Here is a 20870-nt window from a genome sequence, read left to right on the forward strand (position 1 = left end):
TATGACGAATGAAACAGCAATTTGATTTCACTTTTTGCGTAATTTTTTTTATTTTTTTTAATTTAGTCCTTTATCCACCATTTATTAGGCTCAATTATGGAGCCCAAAGAATCAACACGCACACCTTGTAGACGTTTATTAACAGCAGTAATGCTTTCTCTTTCCGCAAAAAAGATCATTGGAACCTCTTCATTCACTAGCTTCTGCCATTCATAATAGATTTGTTGTCGATAATCTCTATCATATGCCTTCATACTTGTGCCATCGCGAATCAATTCTTCATTCCGCTCCGAGGACCAACGTGGGTAGTTCCACAAATCATTCTCCCTCCAGAGACCTGAAGGATCAGGATCATTAGCTAATCCCCATACCCCGTTAAACAACTCAATGGACGGATCATCAGCCTCTACTGCTTCATAGAAGGTGTTGAGCTCTTTTAACGCCCCACCATTAAGCTGCACATCGAGTCCCACATTTCGCCAATCCTCCAGAATAGCAGCAGTTCGTAACTCCGCTGAATGACTGCCTAGCATAGAATCATAATGAATAACTAACTTTTCTCCTTTTTGATCCTCACGCAGCCCATCTCCATCAACATCTACAAAACCAGCCTCATCAAGCAGCTGCTTCGCTTTTTCCGGATCATAGGGATACGTATTAATCTGACTGTCAGGGATCTTCGCCCAGCTTGCACTGGAAACCGGAGTTTCTATAGGCTTGCCTAACCCATGAGAAAATGATTGAATGATCCCCTCCCGATCAAGTGCATAATACATCGCCTGACGTAATCTTTTATCCGCAAATTTAGGGTTATCCATTACGATTTTTTCAGCTTCACTATCCCAATACCCAAATTTAAACCCTATATACTCATAAGCAAGCTCATTTGATTGTAAAATATTAATATTATCGAGTTCGCTCAGCTTTTCATAAGTATCTCGTGGGGCATTCTCTATATCAATTACGCCTTGTTCAAACAGGCTGATGATTTCCTTGTCATCAAATACCTTATACAACACACCATCCAATAAAGCCTTACCTTTATAGTATTGATCAAAGCGCTTCATCTCGACCCGCTGGCCAGGTTCAATAAGGCTCACCTCAAAGGGGCCAATCCCAATCGGATTTTTTCGCATCTGATCACTCTCAGGCATATCCTTAACAGCGACTCCAGTATAATATTTTTTATTCATCGGATACGGCCATAGATTATCAATCGTATTTACGCGGGCAGCTGTCATTGTTATTTTCAAAGTATAAGGATCTATAACCTTAAGACCTGTTATATTCTTCGCCTCACCCTTATGATAGGCTTCTGCACCTTGAATCATTTCCACACTATAATAACGCGATCCGGTGTATTCTGGACTAGCAATAGTCTCCATCGCAAATTTCCAGTCCTCTACGGTCAGTTCATCTCCATTATGCCAACGGATTCCCGGTTTAATTTTAAAGGTAAATATTCTATGATCCTCGGACTCCTGCCAAGTGGCGATATTAGGAACCGTTGATAAATCATCATCTATCGTAAACATGGCCTCAGTAATAAACTCCAGCACATGAAAGTCATCTTCACCTTCATAAAAAGCAGGCTCAAAGAAGCCCATAAACGGCGATGAGTATCCATAAGTAACTACTCCGCCAGTCTGTGGCTTTTCGACCACCTCATTGTGATGTAAAGATAATGAATTACTGCTGGTACCTGCTCTGCTGCATGCTGACAATACAGTAGTCATCACGAGCATTGTTAACAAGAACCCGCATATCTTCTTATTCTTCATGTGTTCCTTCCCTTCTCTAGTTGAACGTATATCTACATATAAGCTATGGAATAAATATTTACTGTAACAAAGTTTTAGAATGGTTACAATAACTTCTAAGCTTTAGGCCTATACTCCTGCTTGAATTTACGCATATTTCATAGTATTTATAAAAAAAGAGGGACCTACCTCATAGGCAGATCCTTTTATTACATTATTCTTCATCCTTATGCGTAATTCTCAGGCCTTCGACATGCTTACGCTGCATCAATTTCCGCTTTTTACGGGTATCCTTGCTCTCAAAAATTATATCAAAGTCATATTCCTCAGGATACAGCTCATCTTTGGATAGATATGGTTTTAAACGTTTATGATTAATCCGCATTTTTTGCTTCTGGATCATCACTCCGACCATTCCTAAGTGATCTCTTTTCTCATAAACAATGCCTATCCGCCCCAGTGAAGTTACAAGAACAGCATCACCAATTTCATATTGGGTCTGCTTCTCCTTATCGCTCAGTGATTCCGCAGACTTTTCTTCTTTTTCAAAATCCTCTATAACAGGTGCAGTCTTCCCTTTCTCTCCCTCTTTGCTAAAAAGACTTGCCCATGCCGACCCATCACCTTTCAGCAGCCTTTGCTGCTGCGCCTCAACGATCTCCCACGATCGCTTGATAACGTTATCCTGGATACCCAGCTTTTTGGCAATTTGCAGAGCGTAACTCTCCCCCGCTTCTCCGATAGTCAGACGATACAACGGCTGCAGCGTTTCTTTGTCGAATTCCATTCGTGCATTTTGAAAACCGGCTGTCGCAGCGGCAAAGGCTTTTAGCTCATTAAAATGGGTTGTGACGATAATATTGGCCCCTTTACGGCTCAGCTCTTCCAGAATGGCGATTGAGAGGGCGATTCCTTCACCAGGGTCTGTACCTGCCGCCAGCTCGTCAATGAGCAGCAGCACCCCTTTAGAGGCATCTCTCAGCATTCCCTCAATACTCTTCATTTGTGCCGAAAATGTACTCAGTGATTGGGCCAAACTTTGTCCGTCTCCGATTACACTGATCACATCCGTAAAGACCGTAAACTCACTCCCCTCCTCGACCGGAATCAACAGCCCGGATTGAGCCATGAGGGTAAGCAGCCCGAGGGTCTTGAGCACCACCGTTTTCCCGCCTGTATTTGGACCTGTAATGATTAGGGATTTATATCCCTTCCCTATCTCCAGGCTAATTGGAATCATGCCCTGCAGCATGGGATGTCTGCCTCCGTTCATCCTTAGAAAACCCCTATCATTTAGAGTAACCTCAGATGCTCCCAGCGTTCGTGCATATTTTGCTTTGGCAAAAATAAAATCATAGGTACCTGTAACCTCGATATTTAGGCGCAGTGCAGTTTGTTCCTGTTCTACCATGCTGGTCAGCATACTGAGGATCACAGCTTCTTCACGCGCCTCTTCTCCTAATAACAGATCCAGCTCAATCTGCATGGAGGCAATCTCCTCTGGTTCGATGAACACCGTCTGTCCACTTGTGGATTGATCAAGTACCGATCCCTTTATTTGCTTATGATACTCCCGCTTTACGGGGATAACATATCGTCCACCACGCTGGCTATAAATATTCTCTTGCAAAATCGATTGATGGCGCGTCATGATCCCGTCAATTTTTTTATGAAGACGTTCTTTAGCTACGACAATCCGTTTACGAACCCGCTCTAACCCCTTACTAGCTCCATCATCAATCGCCCCAAAGCGGATACAACGATCAATTGCTTCCCGCACATGATTTAATTCCAGCAGCGAGGAAGCATAAGCAGCAATCCGGGGAGCACTTTGCTCTTTAGAAGCCATATATTTGCGCAATTGACCACAGCTCTTTAGAAATGTAGCCACTGCAGTGAAGTCTTGCTCACTGTACAAATATCCAGTCCCCATTAGTGACATGATCCACTCAATCCCCTCTAATGAAGGAATCGGTACACTGGACCCCCGCTCGAGCAGCTCTTTAGCTTCAGACGTTTCCTCCATCGCTCTTTGAATCGAAGGCAAATAGGTCATAGGCATAAGCTCTTCTACAGTTTTCTTTCCTACATAAGATACCGCATGACGGCTAAGCTCGGTTTTAATAATTTCGTATTCCAACGTGTTTAGACTTTGTAAATTCACAGCAAATCCTCCTTATTGATCTAACTTTTTTTGGAACTAAATCTCCCTAACGCAAAAAGGACAAAGAATGCCACTATGGCAGTCCTTGCCCTTCTTTTTATGCTATTGTTCTCTGGCGTTTTAAGGTCCCCATAAAAGCCAGGGTGGCCGAAAAACAAAAAAACCGTGCTCTAAGAGCACGGTTAATTACAAAGAGAACAATAGCCGTAAAGAGGCCATATGACGCTTCGTGTGTTCTTAACTAAATCATCCACCGTTAGGAACAACAGACCTCTGCGCGAAACGAACTCAAATAGAGCACGTAAACGCCAAAAGACGAGCCTGCTAAAGCCTTCCTAATCCAGTGTTATGAAATTGCTAGTTAAGAACGGTCACCAACATCAATATTTCCCCTTTTGTTATAGGATAGCTGTAAATTTAACACATTCCAGATGGAACGTCAACGTAATCCACACGCTGGTTTTTCACAACAAAAAAGCAGCCGGTTTCCCGACTGCTTCTATAAAACGTCCTATTCCGTTGTGTAAGGAAGCAACGCGATTTGACGCGAGCGTTTTACAGCAATGGTAAGAGCGCGTTGGTATTTTGCACTTGTACCTGTTACACGACGTGGCAAAATCTTTCCACGTTCGCTGATGAACTTCTTAAGAAGTTCAGTATCTTTATAATCAATGTGAGTAATCTTGTTCACAGTGAAAAAGCAAACTTTTTTACGCTTGTTGCGTCCACCACGACGTGCTGGTCTTTTGTCGTTGTCAGCGCCTTCTCTTGGTTTAAAAGCCATATTCTTTTCAGTCCTTCCTAATTAAAATGGCAAATCATCATCCGATATATCAATCGGTTTACCATCGCCCGAAAAAGGATCTTGAGTATTGTTGTTACGCGAGAAATTATTGTTGTTATTTCCGCGTCCAGCGTTACCACCGCCACCATATGCTGGCTCTTCAGGCATACTACTTGCACCACTTGAAGTATTTCCACCTTCACGGCTTTGTGAAGATTCCAGGAAACGAACATTATCAGCAATAACTTCAGTTACGTATACACGTTTACCTTCGTTATTCTCATAGTTCCGCACTTGGATGCGTCCTTCCACTGCTGTCAGACGACCTTTGCGCAAATAATTGGCACAGGTTTCTGCTAGCTGTCTCCAGGTAACAACCGGGATGAAGTCTGCCTCACGTTCACCGTTCTGGCCCGTAAAGTTACGATCTACGGCAAGCGTAAATTGAGTTACGGCAACACCAGCGGGAGTATAACGAAGTTCCGGGTCACGGGTCAACCGTCCGATCAAAATGATACGGTTCAACAATTCTGGTCCCCTCCTTTAGAGCGATTCATTACAAAGCTTGTCAAGATCTTAAGCAACGTCGTTCGTAATGAGATAACGAATAACTTCGTCAGAAATCTTCATAAGACGTTCTAATTCAGTAACTACTGCAGGTTCTGCATTGAAGTTAACCAAAACATAAACGCCATCACGGAATTTCTTGATCTCATACGCAAGACGGCGTTTACCTTGCACTTCGTGCTTTGTAATTTCCCCGCCATTGGAGATGATGCCTTGGAATTTATCGACTGCTGCTTGAACAGCTTCTTGTTCAATGTCAGGACGAATAATGTACATCACTTCATATTTGCGCATAATTTTCACCTCCTTATGGTCTGAGGCCCCTAATCACGTCAGGAGCAAGGAACGAGCACAAACATAGACTCGCACCTGATTAATATACCAAAACGAGCAGCAGAGTGCAAGCAATATTAATACCGGACAACCCTCCACCCTCTTTTTACATGAAAAAAAGCCTACCTGCGCACAATAATCAGTGAATTCATCTGCACTTAAGGAAGGAGCGATAATGATGGGCGAAAAGACAGAATATGAAAAAGGCGACAAAGCCCCCAATCCAGGCATGTATACAGAGGTAGGTGAAGCGCGAAGCTTCCACACCGAAATTCAGAATCCACAGCATATTAAAATGGAAAAAGGGGACACCTTCCCCGAGACCAGTAACAAAAATCGGAAGTGGAAAAAGGTTGAAAAAGCACGTGTACATTAAATAAAAATAAATGTGTATAAAAAAAACGACATTACACATACTATACTCAGGCAGTACAAAAGAGAGGTGTGGTTCCGTTGGCCGTCGTAGACGAACACAATCACAGGATATCTGATTCAGCATCTATTGTTAGCTGGGAATAGTAGTGGGTTATTGTCTAAAAAGCAGTAACCTCAGCAACGCCTAAATCACTTTAGTCGCTATATACAGAGAAATTCCAACATCATTGATGTACTGCCTCTTGAAGAAGGACCCGAAAGGGCCCTTCTTTTTGCATGTTATGATCTTTTGCAAACAGCTCAGTGGACACAAAAAAACCTCCGTTACAGGAACGAAGGATTCATTAAAATGTTATATTATGCTGAAGTGGCGGAGAGGGTGGGATTCGAACCCACGCACGCTGTGACACGCCTAACTGATTTCGAGTCAGCCCCCTTGGGCCTCTTGGGTACCTCTCCGCAGCAAAAATAATTGTATCATGCAGACATGCCATTTGCAAGCTTAATTATTGTCTGTATTTCCCTCTGCAGAACGCAGTACCTTCTTCATATTCTTCTCGAATTTCGCCCGGGGAATCAGAACACTATGCTGACATCCTGTACACTTAATGCGGATATCCATCCCCATACGAATGATCTCCATCTCATTAGAACCGCAAGGGTGCTGTTTCTTCATCTGTACAATATCTCCAAGCTGAAAAACTTTACGTTCCACTACCCTTCCCCCTTTTTCCCCTCTTGTGTAGCTGCGATTTGGCGTCTTGATCCAGTGTCAGGCGTATCCGATACTTCCTGCTCATTTTCTGCTTTTGCCAGTTCAATTTCAGCCTTTGCTTCTTCTTCTTCTGCCTTCAAACGCGCTTCCTCTTCGGCTTGAGCAGCTTGGGCCTGCTCTAGACTGCTTAGTTTCTCTAGTGCCTGCTTAATATCATTCTGAATCTGTCTCTCCGCAACCTCTTTTGCATTAGGTAAACAGCTAGCCGCTATACGAATTACATATTCCGAAGTACTCATGGACTGTATACCGAGCACATTAGGATAAGCAAGAACATTAGAGTTACGCTCTTCTATTCCTTTTAGCGCTTCTCCAATCAAACCTAGCGTGGCCTCCAAGCTCCGCTCCATTTTTACAGGAACATCAACTACAGCCAATGCATTCGAGAGAGAATAATTGGTCACGTTCGTGATTAATCCATTCGGGATAATAAATACTTCTCCAGTTGTGCTTAACAGTCTGGTTGTTCGCAGTCCGATTAATTCTACCGTTCCTTTATAGGTCCCCGTTTGAATTACATCACCCACTGCAAATTGATCCTCTAAAATAATAAAGAAACCTGTAATAACATCCTTCACCAAACTTTGCGCCCCAAAACCCACTGCTAAACCAAGCACACCCGCTCCAGCCAACAATGGTGCCAAATCGAAGTGGAACTCAGAAAGCACGAGCATGATCATCACAAAATTACAGATAACTGTCACTACATTTTTCATCAATTCCCCAACCGTAGTAAACCTTCGTGTGTTGGACAGAAGTCTGCCCCCGGTTTTACGCTCAAGCGAACGATCAATAATATTAGAAACAATTTTAATAATAACCCGGGTTAAGAGAAAAATAACAAGAATCCGTAGACCCGCAAATAATACATCCGCCCACATATCAGCATCGGTAAACCAATTCCACACCTTATCTTTAAAGCGAATGGCATCTTTTAATGTATCCGCACCGGGTGTATCAGCCTCCAGTATCCACATATTCATCGCATGTACTCCTCCCTACCCCTAAATCAGTATGTAGTTCTCGTTGTGTTTTCCGTAGATGCCGCGTATTTCTATTTCCTGCTCAACTATAATTCTTTTTACCTCTTCCAGCGCATTTTGAAAAAACTGAATTGAAATTGCACAGCCTGCGGTGATCTCCTTCGGAGTTGGAAATATATCAATTTCTATTTCAGCATACTCAAGCAGCATTTCAGCACGAAGCGCCTGCTGGGTGGAGTCAAACGCTATTAACATCTCATCCTGCATATACGTCAAGCCTCTCCATAGGTTTATCGTCCTATCTCTTGCAGCTGGAGTATAAAACCCCTCTTCTATCCATATACTAGATACCAACAAATAGAATCACCCTTAGAAAGGAAGATGGTATGAACTCCTCATCCAAGGCTACAGCAGCGCAAGAAACATCCTGTTTAAAAATATCACATACAGATCCCGATATCTATTCCGCAATTACTCATCGGCTACTTTTCCACTTTTCACGCACGCGTCCAGAGACTCAAATTATCGTCATCTGTGTAGGCACTGATCGCTCCACCGGAGATTCTCTCGGTCCTCTTGTTGGTACTGCATTATCCCGTTTTCATAGTCCATTGTTTCATTTATACGGTACCCTTGAAGAACCGGTTCATGCCGTCAATCTTGAAGAGACTTTGTCTCTAATTAATGAAAAATATAATAACCCGTTTGTCATCGGAATAGATGCCTGCTTAGGTCACTCTACTAGTGTTGGCTGCATCCAAGTCGTTGAAGGCCCCCTCAGACCAGGAGCTGGCGTAAATAAACAATTGCCGCCGGTTGGAGATATCCATTTGACTGGAATCGTTAATGTCGGCGGCTTTATGGAGTATTTCGTATTGCAGAATACACGGCTAAGTCTAGTCATGCGATTATCTGATATTATCGCTACAAGTCTATATTCTGCTTTAAAACAATGGAACCTGCATGCTACTTCTGCTGCAACGCGAGAGTTATAACTTCTTTTTCTTCAGGCGATAAGGCGTATTGTGATTCCCCATTTTGCATAGGCTTGGAGTAAATATATGAGTTCTCACGATTATGAAGGCTGGTTAATACAATGCCACTGCTATTGTCATCCAGAATAGCCACCGAGAAGCTCAAATCATTACCACGTTCACCGAAGGCATTATAACGCTTCAGAGCGATATTTGACTTCATGCCGCGGATTTTGACTTGGGTAGCTTCTATCAACGCTTTTTGCTCACGTTGTTCTTCTTCCAGCATGTCGCTTTGGTTCTTCAGATCAACCAGAAGGCCTTCCAGATCCTCCACACCGCTTCCTGCCATCATGGCCTCATATTTGCGCCGTATAGTCCGCAGCTTAGCTCCCTGGGCGATTACAGTCACTATCAGTACTAGCATAATTACTACGAAACCAAACACAAACCACTGCAACTGTTCATTAATTAATTGATTCATTTCAGACATGAATGGACCATCCTTTTTATTTATCTGCTGCGGGCATCAGCCATATAACTCATCCATAGCAGCTAGCATTCTGCTTATATTATGCTCTGTTGTATCTACGCCTACACTCGCCCGAACAGCACCACTTTCTAGTGTATCAACAGCCTTATGTGCCAGTGGGGTACAATGCATACCCGCTCTGACGGCTATTTTATACTCACGATCTAGACGGTGGGCTATATTCGCCGATTCTTCCCCATCCACTACAAACGACACAATTCCAGTTCTCGGAGCCCCTAATGTGGGGCCTAACAGTTTAATGTTTCGAATATGGGACAAGCCCTCCATCAGCAGTTGAGTCAGCTTCCACTCTCTTTCGTGGATAACGTTTGTCCCTATCGATTTTACCTTTTGAACACCGGCTAGTAAACCAGCAATTCCTACCGCATTTTGCGTTCCCGCTTCATACCGATCTGGGCGAACAGAGGGTTGTTCACTATTCTCAGATTGACTGCCTGTCCCTCCATGCATTAAGGGCTCGAGATCCAATTCAGGTGATATATAGAGCCCACCAGTCCCTTGTGGTCCAAGCAATCCTTTATGCCCAGGAAAAGCTAATAAGTCAATATTCATCTTTTTCACATCAATATCAAGCGAGCCTGCACTTTGAGCAGCATCCACTAGAAATATAGCACCCTTTGCTTTAGCTAGATCCCCGATTTCACCAATGGGAAGTATACTACCTAATAAGTTGGAGCTATGATTACAAATTACCATTTTAGTGTTTGGTCGAAACGTTTTGCCCAATTCGTTCAAATCCAATTGACCCGCTCGATCCACCTTCAGATAATCAACACTTATCCCTAGTGACTTACGTAAATATTCCAAAGGTCTCCGCACAGAATTGTGTTCAGTCATTGTAGAGATTACATGATCCCCTGCTTTGAGCGTACCTCTAATCGCCATATTTAATGCCATCGTAGTGTTTTGGGTAAATGCTATGTCTTGTGCATTAGAAACCCCAAACAACTCCGCCAGCAAACTCCGGGCTCTCACCAACACCCGTCCGCTTCCCATGGCCAACGAATAATTTCCTCTGCCAGCATTTGCTCCCGACTGCAAAGCATTCATCATAGCAGCTGCCACCTCTGGAGGTTTAGGCCAGGACGTAGCCGCATGATCCAAATATACGAAGTCTTCCATAACCCCGCTCCTCGTCTCATACTCTTTTTCATTAAGAAGAAACAACGTTGTCGCCCTTTATTGATAATAACCTTATCTGTAGAAAATATAAGGATAATATTCAGCTGCACTTTATACATCCTTATATTTTGAAAAAACATACCCCTACTCATCCGATTACGGATAGCTCAGGATATGTTCTTGGCATAGATACCCATTTAGTTACCCAATAATTCTAACAATCTTTCTAAGTCCTGCGCACTGTAGTAATTTAGTTCAATCTTCCCTTTTTCCTTACCTTGTTTTATCTTAACCGTTGTTTTAAACCGTTCACGTAATACTTCCTCTACATTATCAATATAGGGATCACGTTTAACAACTTTAATCTTCGTACCGTTCGTTGGCTTTCGATCCAGATTTTTCACTGTTTCTTCAAGCTCTCTTACGCTCCATTGCTGTTCCACGCATTGTTCAGCTAATTGTTTAATGACTTCCGGATCTTTCAAGGCAACAATAGCTCGTGCATGTCCCATAGACATTGTTCCACGTGAAACATATTCTTTTACATCTTCCGGTAAAGTAAGCAATCTTAGAAAGTTGGCGATGTGGGATCTGGACTTTCCAACTTTAAGTGATAGCTCTTCTTGTGTGAGTGAAAATTGATCCATCAAACCTTGATAAGCAACTGCGATTTCCATTGCATTTAAATTTTCACGTTGCAAGTTCTCAATCAGGGCGATCTCCATGACCTGTTGATCACTTAGATTTCTTACGACTGCTGGAATCGTAGGTTTACCACAATATTGCGATGCCCGGAATCTGCGTTCACCGGCAATGATTTCATACCCCTTCAAAACACTACGTACAATGATCGGTTGAATCACGCCATGTTGTCTGATGGACTCAGCCAATTCCTGGATTGCTTCTTCATTGAAATCCTTGCGTGGTTGATAAGGGTTAGCCCGTAATTGAGCTAATGGGATTTCTACTACCTTATCATCTTCATTAATAGATAAAGAAGGAATCAGAGCATCCAGACCTTTCCCTAAACGTTTACTCATAAGAAATCACTTCCTTTGCCAACTCTAAATACACTTCTGCTCCCTTTGAGCGAGGATCATAAGTAATAATGGATTGTCCATGAGACGGTGCCTCACTTAAGCGGACATTCCGAGGAATGATAGTTCTGTAAACTTTTTCCTGAAAATACTTTTTAACCTCTTCGATGACTTGGATCCCTAGATTCGTACGGGCATCCAACATGGTTAATAGTACTCCCTCTATTTTTAAATGCGGATTAAGATTTTTTTGTACTAGACGCACGGTGTTTAAAAGCTGACTCAACCCTTCGAGCGCATAATATTCACATTGAATCGGAATGATTACCGAATCAGCAGCTGTAAGGGAATTGATCGTCAAAATCCCAAGGGATGGAGGACAATCAATGATGATGTAGTCATAATTATTTTTAACCGCATTTAGGGCTTTTTTCAATTTCAACTCTCTGGAAATCGTTGATACTAATTCGATCTCCGCCCCCGCTAATTGAATGGTCGCCGGGATGATGTGCAGTCCTTCATTTTGAGTTTCAAGTATCGTTTCTAGAGGATTTACTTCATTAATGAGAATGTCATATATACAATTCGCTACGTCCGCCTTGTTGATGCCAACGCCGCTGGTAGTGTTACCTTGAGGATCGATATCAACTAGAAGCACTCTTTTTCCTAATGTAGCCATACCGGCACCTAGGTTCACAGAGGATGTTGTTTTACCGACACCGCCTTTTTGATTTGCTATGGCAATAATCTTGGACACTAATTTCACCTCGAATAGTTAGGAAGAATCTTCTCGTAGATCGCAAGTACAAACGGCCAAACTATGTTACTTAATATGAGCTAAAACTCTAAAATGCAGGACTGAGCAATACATCCTGGTTTAAGTCACACAAAAGGCGGCCAATCACTTTAAGGCCGCCTTCAGCTTTTGAAACAATTTATCTTTTGGGGATCTGGATTACAATCTCGTAATGGTCACCACGGTCATTTTCTGACGTTTTGATTTCCATACCTGAGCCTGACACCATATCAATAGATTGACGAATTGTATTAAGAGCGAGACGAACATCCTTGGTATAGGAGACCCGTTTTGACTTTTTAGTTTGCGAAACTTGTTTATAGAAAGCAATACGAGCTTCCGTCTGTTTAACATTTAATCCTTTTGCAATAATCTCTGCCAAAACTTTTAATTGCATTTCCACACTATCCAGTGATAAGAGTGAACGCGCATGTCTTTCGGAAATCTGACGTTCCATCAACGCTGTCTTAACCTCTTCAGGTAAGTGGAGTAAACGAATCTTATTCGCAATAGTCGACTGACTCTTGCCTAAGCGTTGTGCTAAGCTTTCTTGTGTTAATTGATGAAGATCAATTAACTTCTGATAAGCGACAGCTTCTTCTATGGAGGTCAAACCTTCACGCTGTAGATTTTCTATGAGCGCAATAGATGCTGCCTGAGAATCATTGAACTCACGGACAATAGCAGGGATCGTCTCTAAACCAAGCTTTTTAACTGCCCGCCAGCGCCGTTCACCTGCGATGATCTCATATATGGAATCTCGCATACGTACAACAATAGGCTGAATGACACCATGAGTTTTAATTGTCTGACATAACTCATCAATTTTGTCATCATCGAATATAGTCCGTGGTTGGTAAGGACTGCTAACGACCTCATGAACTGGTATTTGTTTGATTTCTTCTCCGCTGCTCCGCTCGTTAAACCCAAATAGCTTGGTAAATTGTTCTTTCATTCCGTTCATAACCACCTAATTTCGTTATAGTACGATCTTCTTGACCTTCTTCACGGAAAGCATATCGTACAGCAATCTAAAACATTCTGATATTATGGAATTACCTGTAATGAACAGGCATCATAATCTCTCCTTCTTTCGAACAAGAGTACAGAGAAGGAGTTATATACAAAATTAAAGTCTACTATGCTATTCTATCACTTTTCTCCACATAATCATATTCTCCGTAAAGACCTATTTTTCCTGCATTTTTACAGGTGCAACAACCAAATCAGCTTATAAATCTAATTTTTATCTAATTTGATATTTATCGATTTTTGTTATCATCATCTTCATAAAAAAAGAGCATTCCCTTTGTTCAAAGAGAATGCTCCTAAAGGAACTTTGAGTATCGGCAATGTTTCACGTGAAACATTATTTTATCAATGGCATTTTGGCAGGAATTCCCGCTTTTCTTGGGTATTTAGCTGGTGTTGCTCCTGTCTTCCGGATCATAACAATATGTCGATCCGACTCCTCCACTGGTAAGCTGAACGACTCCACTTTGCTGAGTTCAGCACGAAGCTCTTTTAAGCTGTACTTAGCTTCGCTTAATTCCTCTGAAGGATCGCTGCCCTTCATTGCAGCGAACACCCCATCTTTGCGTGTGAAGGGAAGACAAAATTCATTCAATAAAGACAGTCTTGCTACCGCACGTGCTGTAACCAAATCATAGGCATCACGATGAGTGAACTTGCGCGCAACATCCTCTGCCCGCCCATGGATCAATTGTACATCAGTTAATCCCAATGTCGTACTTACATGCTGCAGAAATGAAATTCGTTTATTGAGCGAATCAACAATCGTTAGCTTCAAATGAGGAAAACATATTTTAAGTGGGATTCCTGGAAACCCAGCTCCTGAACCGATATCTGCGAGATTGGTGATCTCGTTAATATCAAGGAAAAAAGCTAATGAAATAGAATCATAGAAATGCTTCGTATATACCTGCTCTCGCTCAGTTATACCCGTGAGATTCATTTTTTCATTCCAGGTTACGAGTTCATTATAATACAGATCAAATTGTGCTAACTGTTCTGCTGTAAGGGATATGCCTCGTTCCTGTAATAGTTGTGTGAATTGAACTTCCGTATTATCCATAGCTTATCCTTTCGCCGCGGTTACCCGGTTGTAATGCTCAAGATATACAAGAAGAATGGAAATATCAGCAGGTGTAACTCCCGCAATCCGAGAAGCCTGCCCGATAGAGATCGGGTGAATCTTAGTCAGCTTCTGCCGCGCTTCCATCGCTAATCCATGGATTTCATTATAATTAATGTCATCTGGAATTTTTTTCTTCTCCATCTTTTGCAGGCGCTCCACATGTTGAAGTTGTTTTTCTATATATCCGGCATATTTAATTTGGATTTCTACTTGCTCCTTCATTTCTGCATCCAGCATCTCTGGTGATGGTGATACTTGATCAACAAAACTATATACAAGCTCTGGGCGCCGCATCAGAACAAGCAAATTACTGCCATCTACAATAGGTGCCGATTCATATTGCGCTAGTACTTGGTTTACATCAACAGGTTTAACCTTTGTTTCTTGCAGACGAACAATTTCACGCTCCACCCGTTCTTTCTTATCTGTGAAGTTATCGAAACGCTCCTGTGTGATCAAACCAATGTCATAACCGATAGGTGTAAGTCTTAGATCTGCATTGTCATGGCGAAGCAACAAACGATATTCTGCACGTGAAGTAAGCAGACGGTAAGGTTCATTCGTTCCCTTAGTCACGAGATCATCAATGAGTACACCAATGTATCCCTGTGAACGATCTAGGATTACGGGTTCTTTGTCTTGCACTTTGCGTGCTGCATTAATTCCAGCCATAACCCCTTGGCCTGCTGCTTCCTCATAACCGGAAGTGCCATTGATTTGTCCAGCAGTGAACAGACCTGGAAGACGTTTAGTTTCAAGAGATGGCCATAGCTGTGTAGGAACCATTGCATCATATTCAATAGCATAGCCGTTACGCATCATCTCTACCTTTTCCATACCAGGAATGGAACGTAAGATAGCTAGCTGTACATCCTCAGGAAGACTAGTGGACAGACCTTGTACATAGTATTCCGATGTATTTTTTCCCTCTGGCTCTAAAAAGATCTGATGCTTAGATTTATCACTGAATCTTACGACCTTATCTTCTATAGAAGGGCAATAACGTGGGCCAGTTCCTTCGATAATACCTGTGAACATCGGCGCACGATGAAGGTTATCATTAATAATCTGATGAGTAACCTCAGAGGTATACGTTAACCAACAAGGAAGCTGTTCGTTATCGGATGATTTCGTTTCGAACGAAAAGAATTTCGGTTCATCGTCCCCTGGTTGAATTTCTGTCTTAGAGAAATCGATCGTATCACGATGTACACGTGGTGGAGTACCTGTTTTAAAACGAACCAATTCAAACCCAAGCTCCCGTAAGTTCTCAGAAAGCTTCACGGATGGCTGTTGATTGTTAGGTCCACTTTCATATGTTAGCTCACCCATAATCACTTTACCACGCAGGTAAGTACCTGTTGTCAGGATAACAGTCTTACTATGGTACTCAGTGCCAGTCTTCGTAACTACACCTACACAACGTCCATCCTCAACGATTAAACGCTCAACCATCCCTTGACGAAGTGTCAAATTAGGCGTTTTCTCCATAGTTTCCTTCATTGTATGTTGATAAAGGAATTTATCAGCTTGTGCACGTAAAGCATGTACTGCTGGTCCTTTACCTGTATTCAGCATACGCAGTTGAATGAATGTCTTATCTATATTGCGGCCCATTTCTCCGCCAAGCGCATCAATTTCACGCACTACATGTCCTTTGGCAGGTCCGCCTATGGACGGATTGCAGGGCATGAATGCAACCATATCCAGGTTAATTGTGATCATTAACGTACTGCAACCCATCCGGGCTGCAGCCAGTGCTGCTTCACAGCCAGCATGACCAGCGCCAATGACGATAACGTCATAGTTGCCTCCATCATAACTCATGTCCTGTTTCCCCCTTGAAATTATATTAAATCGTGAATCTTATTTTCCTAAACAAAATTGTGAGAATATTTGGTCTAACAAAGAGTCAGCTGCAGTATCGCCAATTATTTCACCAAGCTGTTCCCATGCGAGCCGTACATCGATTTGAATCATATCAATCGGTATATACTGTTCTGCAGCATCGTATGCGTCTTGAAGTGATTTATAGGCTTTTTTGAGCAGGGCTATATGTCTCACATTACTCACATATGTCAAGTCACCCGATTCCAGCTTTCCACCAAAAAAGAGTGTCGAAATGGCATCTTCAAGTTTGTCTAGACCTTCCTCTTCCAGAACGGACATCGGTACAATGTTAGACTCTTCAAAAAATGAGAGCAACTTATCCTTATCCAGTTTGGGCGGTAAGTCCATTTTATTCATGATTACTAGGCACTGTCTACCGTGGATTTGTTCCATCAATGCCAATTCATCCTCATGCAGCTCTTCATTAGCATTCAGCACAAGTAGAATCAGGTCGGCGTCACTAACTGCCGCTTTGGAGCGCTCCACCCCAATTTTCTCAACAACATCCATCGTTTCACGAATTCCCGCTGTATCGAGCAGCTTAAGCGGTATATTATTTATCGTTATAAATTCTTCTATTACATCACGTGTTGTTCCTGGAATATCTGTTACAATCGCTTTGTTATCACGCGCTAATGCGTTTAGCAATGATGATTTACCAACGTTCGGACGTCCGACAATAGCTGTCGTAATCCCTTCACGAAGTATTTTTCCTTCATTAGATGTCTTAAGCAGCTTTGTTATTCCCTCCATAACCTCACTGCTTTTATCTTTAATAAATTCAGCTGTCATGGATTCTACATCATGTTCTGGATAATCTATATTCACTTCAATATGAGCCAGCATCTCAATAAGTGTATGGCGTAAAGCATGAATTCGATCCGATAAGGATCCGCTAACCTGTTTTAAAGCTACAGAAAAAGCCCGGTCAGACTTAGAGCGAATCAAATCAATAACAGCCTCAGCCTGCGATAAATCGATACGTCCGCCCAAGAAAGCACGCTTGGTGAACTCCCCCGGCTCGGCTAACCTTATCTCCTGCTGCAGAAGTAAATCCATCACTCTTCTTACAGAAATTACACCGCCATGAGCACTGATCTCTACTACATCCTCTGTCGTAAAAGAACGTGGTCCTTTCATAACGGTTACCAACACTTCTTCCATCTTCTCTCCGTTATCAGGACTGACGATATGTCCGTAATGAACGGTATGCGATTCCGCTTCAGTTAATGGAACTCGGCTACGAAATAATGGTGCCACTTGGGAAATAGCCTCTGGGCCACTTACCCGAATAATAGCAATTCCTCCCTCGCCTAATGCCGTCGATACGGCAGCAATGGTGTCACTAAGCATGCTGTTTTTCACCCCAAAACTTATATTTTTTGAATAGAAACGTTCTTTTATTTTTAAAAAAACAATGACCCCTTACATTGGTCAAGGAGTCATTGCATCCATATAGTCTTTACTTCAAGGTTATAACGACGCGGCGATTTGGCTCTTCGCCTTTACTGAGGGTACTCACTTGCCGGTGATCCTGTAACCTGGAGTGGATAATCTTGCGCTCCTGAGGAGACATTGGCTCCAATACAACCTCTTTACGAGTGCGAATTACACGTCCGGCTAAACGATCAGCCAGCTCTTCAAGCGTTTTTTTACGGCGCTCACGGAAGTTCTCTGCATCTAACACAAGCCGTATAAAACTGTCGGAATAACGGTTAGCTACAATATTAGCCAAATACTGTAGAGCATCGAGAGTTTGTCCTCTTCTGCCAATTAACAGTCCCAAATCTGGACCGGAAATTTGCAGAATCGTGGATTCCTTGGTGTGGACGATTTCTACCTCCACTTCGAGCCCCATGCTCTTAGCGACATCCACAATGAAATGAACGGCTTCTTGGTAAGCTTCCTCCACCGGTTGTCCGGAATCTTGGCGTGGCACACCGCCGATGGCCTCCTGTTTGCTCTCTCTTGCTGACTGTTGAGGCAGTGACGGAGCACTCGCCGCTGATGCCGGTGCGGCTTCGGCTATCAAGGTTAGTTCAACCTTGGCACCTTTCGCACCGATCAATCCCAGGAATCCTCTTGATGGCTGCTCAAGTACGTTGACCGTTACCCGGTCCTTTTGAACTCCAAGCTGGGTTAGTCCCCGTTCTACAGCTTCTTCAATGGTTTTCCCTGTTGCGACGACTTTGCTCATTTTGACTTTTTGGCTCCCTTCGATGACTTGTTGCCGCCTTTGCTCTTCGGAGCAGGACTGGAGTCATCTGTACTTTTTACAGCACTTGCGATTGCCAATTTGTGTTTATCGTTGTTGCGGTATAAGAAGTAGTTCTGAATAATAGTGTAAAGGTTACTGTACACCCAGTATAGTGGCAAGGCTGCAGGGAAGTTGTACGACATAACGAAGATCAGAACTGGATAGATCATCATCATGAACTGCATTGGCCCTTGTTGTTGCACTGGGTTCATTTTGGTCATCATTCTAGTTTGAATAAATGTTGTTAATGCTGCTAGCACTGGCAAGATAAACAGATGATCCGGTTTACCTAGCTCCAGCCACAAGAAGGTATGCTCCCGTAGATGTGGATTATAGTAGATCGAGTTGTAGAGAGCGATAAAGATAGGCATTTGTACGATCAGCGGTAAACAACCCGCCATTGGGTTAACCTTATTTTCTTGGAACAAACGCATTGTTTCTTGCTGCACCTTTTCAGGTGTGTCTTTATATTTTTTCTGGATCTTTTGGAGTTCCGGTTGAATGGCTTGCATTGCACGCGAGCTCTTCACCTGTTTAATAGTAAGCGGAAGAATCAACGTGCGGACAATAATAACCATCACAAGTACGGCTAAACCATATTCTCCGTTAAACCAATCTGCAAACTTGTCCAAGGCAATGGCGAAATAATACACTACATTACTTTGCCAGAAGCCTCCATTCTTCAAATCCTCCGTAGTGTGCGTGACAGCAGTCGACGGAGCGCATCCCGACAGAACAGCTAACGACAACACCATTACCGTGATGAGGAGAAACCATTTTCCTCGTCTAGTCTTCATTAGAGACACTTCAAAACCCCTCTCTTAAACATTCCATTCCACCGTAAATCATACCATAATTATGAATACAAATAAACAAGCCTCTTAAGCACCCTTTATTTGCGGGAAGCCTTGAGTAGCTTGGCTTTACGAAGCACATGCAGCACACTTTTTTCGAGCTCTGCATACTCCATGGAAAGCGCTCCTTTTCTTACGATAAACACCATGTCTAAGCCACCTGCAATCTCAGGTTCATGGTGACGGACGATTTCCTTAACTAATCTTCTCATACGGTTACGGACAACCGCGTTTCCGACCTTTTTACTAACAGACACACCTACTCTAAATCGCTCTACCTCTTTTTTGCCAAACCAATACACTACAAATTGATGATTCGCAAATGACTTCCCATGGCGGTATACACGACTGAAGTCGGCACGGTTTCGTAAACGTAACTTTTTGTGCACGGGAATCTCCTTCATAAAAATCCGGTTTAAGTGTCCCTCCGAATTTTTTCTTCTAATAGTATAGGCATTTGCAAGCAGCCATAAACGACCACATTTGCTGTGCTGAAATTAAGCTTCTATATATAGTAGGAAAAATAATTTCAACTTCTCACAAAATATTTCTCAATATACGTTAAATAGCCCCGCAAAGTGTAGCTAGCGCATTAAGCGAGATCCTAGACTTTTGCAGAGCAATAATAATAAAAAGCAGTAAAAAAAGACCACCGCAGTGGTCCCTTAGTGGCCTAACTTACGCACTCAAAACTTTTCTGCCTTTCAAGCGGCGAGCTGCCAGCACTTTACGGCCGTTTTTCGTGCTCATTCTTTTACGGAAACCGTGAACCTTACTACGTTTGCTCACATTTGGTCTAAATGTCGGTCTCATAATTGCACCTCCCTTACAGGAACTTAATTACTGTCATATAAGCAGAAACGGACTAAGCCGTCCTTATAGTAGGGACAGTATCTACAGGAATTATCATTTTTATATATCGAGACATATCCTTACAGAAAACACCTTTATATATTTAAACATATTTTATGAGCAAAAGTCAACCTAGTAACCGGCTTGTTCCTCCCCCTCAAGCTCAGGTGTTTATCCACAACTCTCCCCAGGAAAAAAGTAATCCACAAGATATGACAGTTATCCACCTGTGATCAAAAAATAAAGTCGACTACTCACAGTTGAGCACAACCTGTGTATAAAATTATCGAACCTTTGGCGTAAAGTGTCGAACCGTAAACAAATTATCAACAATATGTAGTGGTGTTCCTAATAATTGTACACAAGTGCTTGAATTTGTGGATAAAATAGCCCTGCTCATTGAAAAACAAGGGGCGTTTTGCTATGATGGTATTACTTTTGAATGTGAATAGATTTGTTTGTTCTCTTAATTATCAACAAGCTGTGGATAAAGTTGTGAACAAATCAAATTTATCCATATTTTTTTGTCTCTTCATATTGCCTACTGGGGATAAATATCAGCACCAACCTATTTTCTTCGACATTTCCACTTCATGGCTGATGCCACATTTGGAAGATTTAAAGGAGTGACAGTCT

22 protein-coding genes and 1 tRNA gene are annotated in these 20870 nt (G+C 42.4%); 2 read left to right on the forward strand and 21 right to left on the reverse strand.

Annotated elements, in window-relative coordinates; all coding sequences use genetic code 11:
* Positions 1-62: 62 nt before the first annotated feature.
* The 5 genes from opp4A to rpsF form a co-directional block, all read right to left on the reverse strand.
* Positions 63-1781: an oligopeptide ABC transporter substrate-binding protein gene (gene opp4A / locus NST25_RS30720; RefSeq protein WP_076278205.1), complete on the reverse strand. Its 1719-nt coding sequence runs from the start codon at positions 1779-1781 to the stop codon at positions 63-65.
* Positions 1782-1974: 193 nt separating this feature from the next.
* Positions 1975-3924: a DNA mismatch repair protein MutS gene (locus tag NST25_RS30725; protein ID WP_339189051.1), complete on the reverse strand. Its 1950-nt coding sequence runs from the start codon at positions 3922-3924 to the stop codon at positions 1975-1977.
* A gap of 511 nt (positions 3925-4435) precedes the next feature.
* Complete coding sequence (rpsR, locus tag NST25_RS30730) at positions 4436-4708, reverse strand: 30S ribosomal protein S18 (protein ID WP_036651767.1); 273 nt, start codon at positions 4706-4708, stop codon at positions 4436-4438.
* 21 nt (positions 4709-4729) lie between these two features.
* Complete coding sequence (ssb, locus tag NST25_RS30735; RefSeq protein ID WP_036677780.1) at positions 4730-5236, reverse strand: single-stranded DNA-binding protein; 507 nt, start codon at positions 5234-5236, stop codon at positions 4730-4732.
* A gap of 48 nt (positions 5237-5284) precedes the next feature.
* Positions 5285-5569 (reverse strand): 30S ribosomal protein S6, encoded by a 285-nt coding sequence (gene rpsF / locus NST25_RS30740; protein ID WP_036677776.1) that lies wholly within the window; start codon positions 5567-5569, stop codon positions 5285-5287.
* Positions 5570-5786: 217 nt separating this feature from the next.
* Between rpsF and NST25_RS30745 the strand changes: the two genes are divergently transcribed.
* Complete coding sequence (locus NST25_RS30745) at positions 5787-5984, forward strand: YjzC family protein (RefSeq protein WP_036677774.1); 198 nt, start codon at positions 5787-5789, stop codon at positions 5982-5984.
* A 367-nt stretch (positions 5985-6351) separates the two neighbouring features.
* Here NST25_RS30745 and NST25_RS30750 read toward each other — a convergent pair.
* The 4 genes from NST25_RS30750 to NST25_RS30765 form a co-directional block, all read right to left on the reverse strand.
* A tRNA-Ser gene (locus NST25_RS30750) sits at positions 6352-6442 on the reverse strand.
* Positions 6443-6485: 43 nt separating this feature from the next.
* Positions 6486-6698 (reverse strand): DUF951 domain-containing protein, encoded by a 213-nt coding sequence (locus NST25_RS30755; protein WP_036677772.1) that lies wholly within the window; start codon positions 6696-6698, stop codon positions 6486-6488.
* Positions 6698-7741 (reverse strand): mechanosensitive ion channel family protein, encoded by a 1044-nt coding sequence (locus tag NST25_RS30760; RefSeq protein ID WP_076181708.1) that lies wholly within the window; start codon positions 7739-7741, stop codon positions 6698-6700. The genes NST25_RS30755 and NST25_RS30760 overlap by 1 nt, the downstream gene beginning before the upstream one ends.
* Before the next feature lie 21 nt (positions 7742-7762).
* The gene (locus NST25_RS30765; protein ID WP_076124321.1) at positions 7763-8008 is read right to left on the reverse strand and encodes a DUF3343 domain-containing protein; all 246 of its coding nucleotides are present in this window, start codon (positions 8006-8008) and stop codon (positions 7763-7765) included.
* 119 nt (positions 8009-8127) lie between these two features.
* Between NST25_RS30765 and yyaC the strand changes: the two genes are divergently transcribed.
* Entirely contained in the window at positions 8128-8736 is a 609-nt protein-coding gene (gene yyaC, locus NST25_RS30770; RefSeq protein WP_036677770.1) for a spore protease YyaC, read from the forward strand.
* On the opposite strand, the gene NST25_RS30775 is transcribed toward yyaC, so the two are convergent.
* The 12 genes from NST25_RS30775 to rpmH form a co-directional block, all read right to left on the reverse strand.
* On the reverse strand, positions 8708-9208 hold the full coding sequence (locus tag NST25_RS30775; protein WP_036677768.1) for a DUF4446 family protein: 501 nt from the start codon (positions 9206-9208) through the stop codon (positions 8708-8710). The genes yyaC and NST25_RS30775 overlap by 29 nt on opposite strands.
* A 36-nt stretch (positions 9209-9244) precedes the next feature.
* Positions 9245-10390: an aminotransferase class V-fold PLP-dependent enzyme gene (locus NST25_RS30780; RefSeq protein WP_339189053.1), complete on the reverse strand. Its 1146-nt coding sequence runs from the start codon at positions 10388-10390 to the stop codon at positions 9245-9247.
* Between the two features lie 197 nt (positions 10391-10587).
* Complete coding sequence (locus NST25_RS30785; protein ID WP_248548868.1) at positions 10588-11430, reverse strand: ParB/RepB/Spo0J family partition protein; 843 nt, start codon at positions 11428-11430, stop codon at positions 10588-10590.
* Entirely contained in the window at positions 11423-12184 is a 762-nt protein-coding gene (locus NST25_RS30790) for an AAA family ATPase (protein ID WP_036677762.1), read from the reverse strand. Before NST25_RS30790 ends, NST25_RS30785 begins: the two co-directional genes overlap by 8 nt.
* Positions 12185-12362: 178 nt before the next feature.
* The gene (gene noc / locus NST25_RS30795) at positions 12363-13178 is read right to left on the reverse strand and encodes a nucleoid occlusion protein (RefSeq protein WP_036677760.1); all 816 of its coding nucleotides are present in this window, start codon (positions 13176-13178) and stop codon (positions 12363-12365) included.
* Between the two features lie 414 nt (positions 13179-13592).
* A complete protein-coding gene (gene rsmG / locus NST25_RS30800) occupies positions 13593-14318 on the reverse strand; it encodes a 16S rRNA (guanine(527)-N(7))-methyltransferase RsmG (protein ID WP_339189054.1) in 726 nt (241 codons plus the stop codon).
* Between the two features lie 3 nt (positions 14319-14321).
* Positions 14322-16208: a tRNA uridine-5-carboxymethylaminomethyl(34) synthesis enzyme MnmG gene (mnmG, locus tag NST25_RS30805; RefSeq protein ID WP_036677754.1), complete on the reverse strand. Its 1887-nt coding sequence runs from the start codon at positions 16206-16208 to the stop codon at positions 14322-14324.
* Between the two features lie 39 nt (positions 16209-16247).
* On the reverse strand, positions 16248-17624 hold the full coding sequence (mnmE, locus tag NST25_RS30810) for a tRNA uridine-5-carboxymethylaminomethyl(34) synthesis GTPase MnmE (protein WP_339191321.1): 1377 nt from the start codon (positions 17622-17624) through the stop codon (positions 16248-16250).
* 109 nt (positions 17625-17733) lie between these two features.
* On the reverse strand, positions 17734-18468 hold the full coding sequence (gene jag, locus NST25_RS30815) for an RNA-binding cell elongation regulator Jag/EloR (protein WP_036677749.1): 735 nt from the start codon (positions 18466-18468) through the stop codon (positions 17734-17736).
* Complete coding sequence (locus tag NST25_RS30820) at positions 18465-19334, reverse strand: YidC/Oxa1 family membrane protein insertase (protein ID WP_036677747.1); 870 nt, start codon at positions 19332-19334, stop codon at positions 18465-18467. The genes jag and NST25_RS30820 overlap by 4 nt, the downstream gene beginning before the upstream one ends.
* Positions 19335-19420: 86 nt before the next feature.
* Positions 19421-19771 carry a ribonuclease P protein component gene (gene rnpA, locus NST25_RS30825; RefSeq protein WP_036677842.1) on the reverse strand — a complete coding sequence of 117 codons (351 nt, stop codon included), beginning with the start codon at positions 19769-19771 and terminating at the stop codon, positions 19421-19423.
* Positions 19772-20060: 289 nt separating this feature from the next.
* On the reverse strand, positions 20061-20195 hold the full coding sequence (gene rpmH, locus NST25_RS30830; RefSeq protein WP_036677745.1) for a 50S ribosomal protein L34: 135 nt from the start codon (positions 20193-20195) through the stop codon (positions 20061-20063).
* Between the last annotated feature and the right edge of the window lie 675 nt (positions 20196-20870).

The organism is Paenibacillus sp. FSL E2-0190 (assembly GCF_037992965.1).
Classification (GTDB): domain Bacteria; phylum Bacillota; class Bacilli; order Paenibacillales; family Paenibacillaceae; genus Paenibacillus_AQ; species Paenibacillus_AQ odorifer.

Excerpts from the sequence above, each read along its gene's own strand:
- opp4A (WP_076278205.1), bottom strand. The coding sequence starts at position 1,781 with ATGAAGAATAAGAAGATATGCGGGTTCTTGTTAACAATGCTCGTGATG.
- mnmG (WP_036677754.1), bottom strand. The coding sequence starts at position 16,208 with ATGAGTTATGATGGAGGCAACTATGACGTTATCGTCATTGGCGCTGGT.
- NST25_RS30745 (WP_036677774.1), top strand. The coding sequence starts at position 5,787 with ATGGGCGAAAAGACAGAATATGAAAAAGGCGACAAAGCCCCCAATCCA.
- NST25_RS30785 (WP_248548868.1), bottom strand. The coding sequence starts at position 11,430 with ATGAGTAAACGTTTAGGGAAAGGTCTGGATGCTCTGATTCCTTCTTTA.
- rpsF (WP_036677776.1), bottom strand. The coding sequence starts at position 5,569 with ATGCGCAAATATGAAGTGATGTACATTATTCGTCCTGACATTGAACAA.
- rsmG (WP_339189054.1), bottom strand. The coding sequence starts at position 14,318 with ATGGATAATACGGAAGTTCAATTCACACAACTATTACAGGAACGAGGC.
- NST25_RS30775 (WP_036677768.1), bottom strand. The coding sequence starts at position 9,208 with ATGTCTGAAATGAATCAATTAATTAATGAACAGTTGCAGTGGTTTGTG.
- NST25_RS30760 (WP_076181708.1), bottom strand. The coding sequence starts at position 7,741 with ATGAATATGTGGATACTGGAGGCTGATACACCCGGTGCGGATACATTA.
- noc (WP_036677760.1), bottom strand. The coding sequence starts at position 13,178 with ATGAAAGAACAATTTACCAAGCTATTTGGGTTTAACGAGCGGAGCAGC.
- jag (WP_036677749.1), bottom strand. The coding sequence starts at position 18,468 with ATGAGCAAAGTCGTCGCAACAGGGAAAACCATTGAAGAAGCTGTAGAA.
- NST25_RS30780 (WP_339189053.1), bottom strand. The coding sequence starts at position 10,390 with ATGGAAGACTTCGTATATTTGGATCATGCGGCTACGTCCTGGCCTAAA.
- mnmE (WP_339191321.1), bottom strand. The coding sequence starts at position 17,624 with ATGCTTAGTGACACCATTGCTGCCGTATCGACGGCATTAGGCGAGGGA.
- yyaC (WP_036677770.1), top strand. The coding sequence starts at position 8,128 with ATGAACTCCTCATCCAAGGCTACAGCAGCGCAAGAAACATCCTGTTTA.
- NST25_RS30765 (WP_076124321.1), bottom strand. The coding sequence starts at position 8,008 with ATGCAGGATGAGATGTTAATAGCGTTTGACTCCACCCAGCAGGCGCTT.
- rpmH (WP_036677745.1), bottom strand. The coding sequence starts at position 20,195 with ATGAGACCGACATTTAGACCAAATGTGAGCAAACGTAGTAAGGTTCAC.
- rpsR (WP_036651767.1), bottom strand. The coding sequence starts at position 4,708 with ATGGCTTTTAAACCAAGAGAAGGCGCTGACAACGACAAAAGACCAGCA.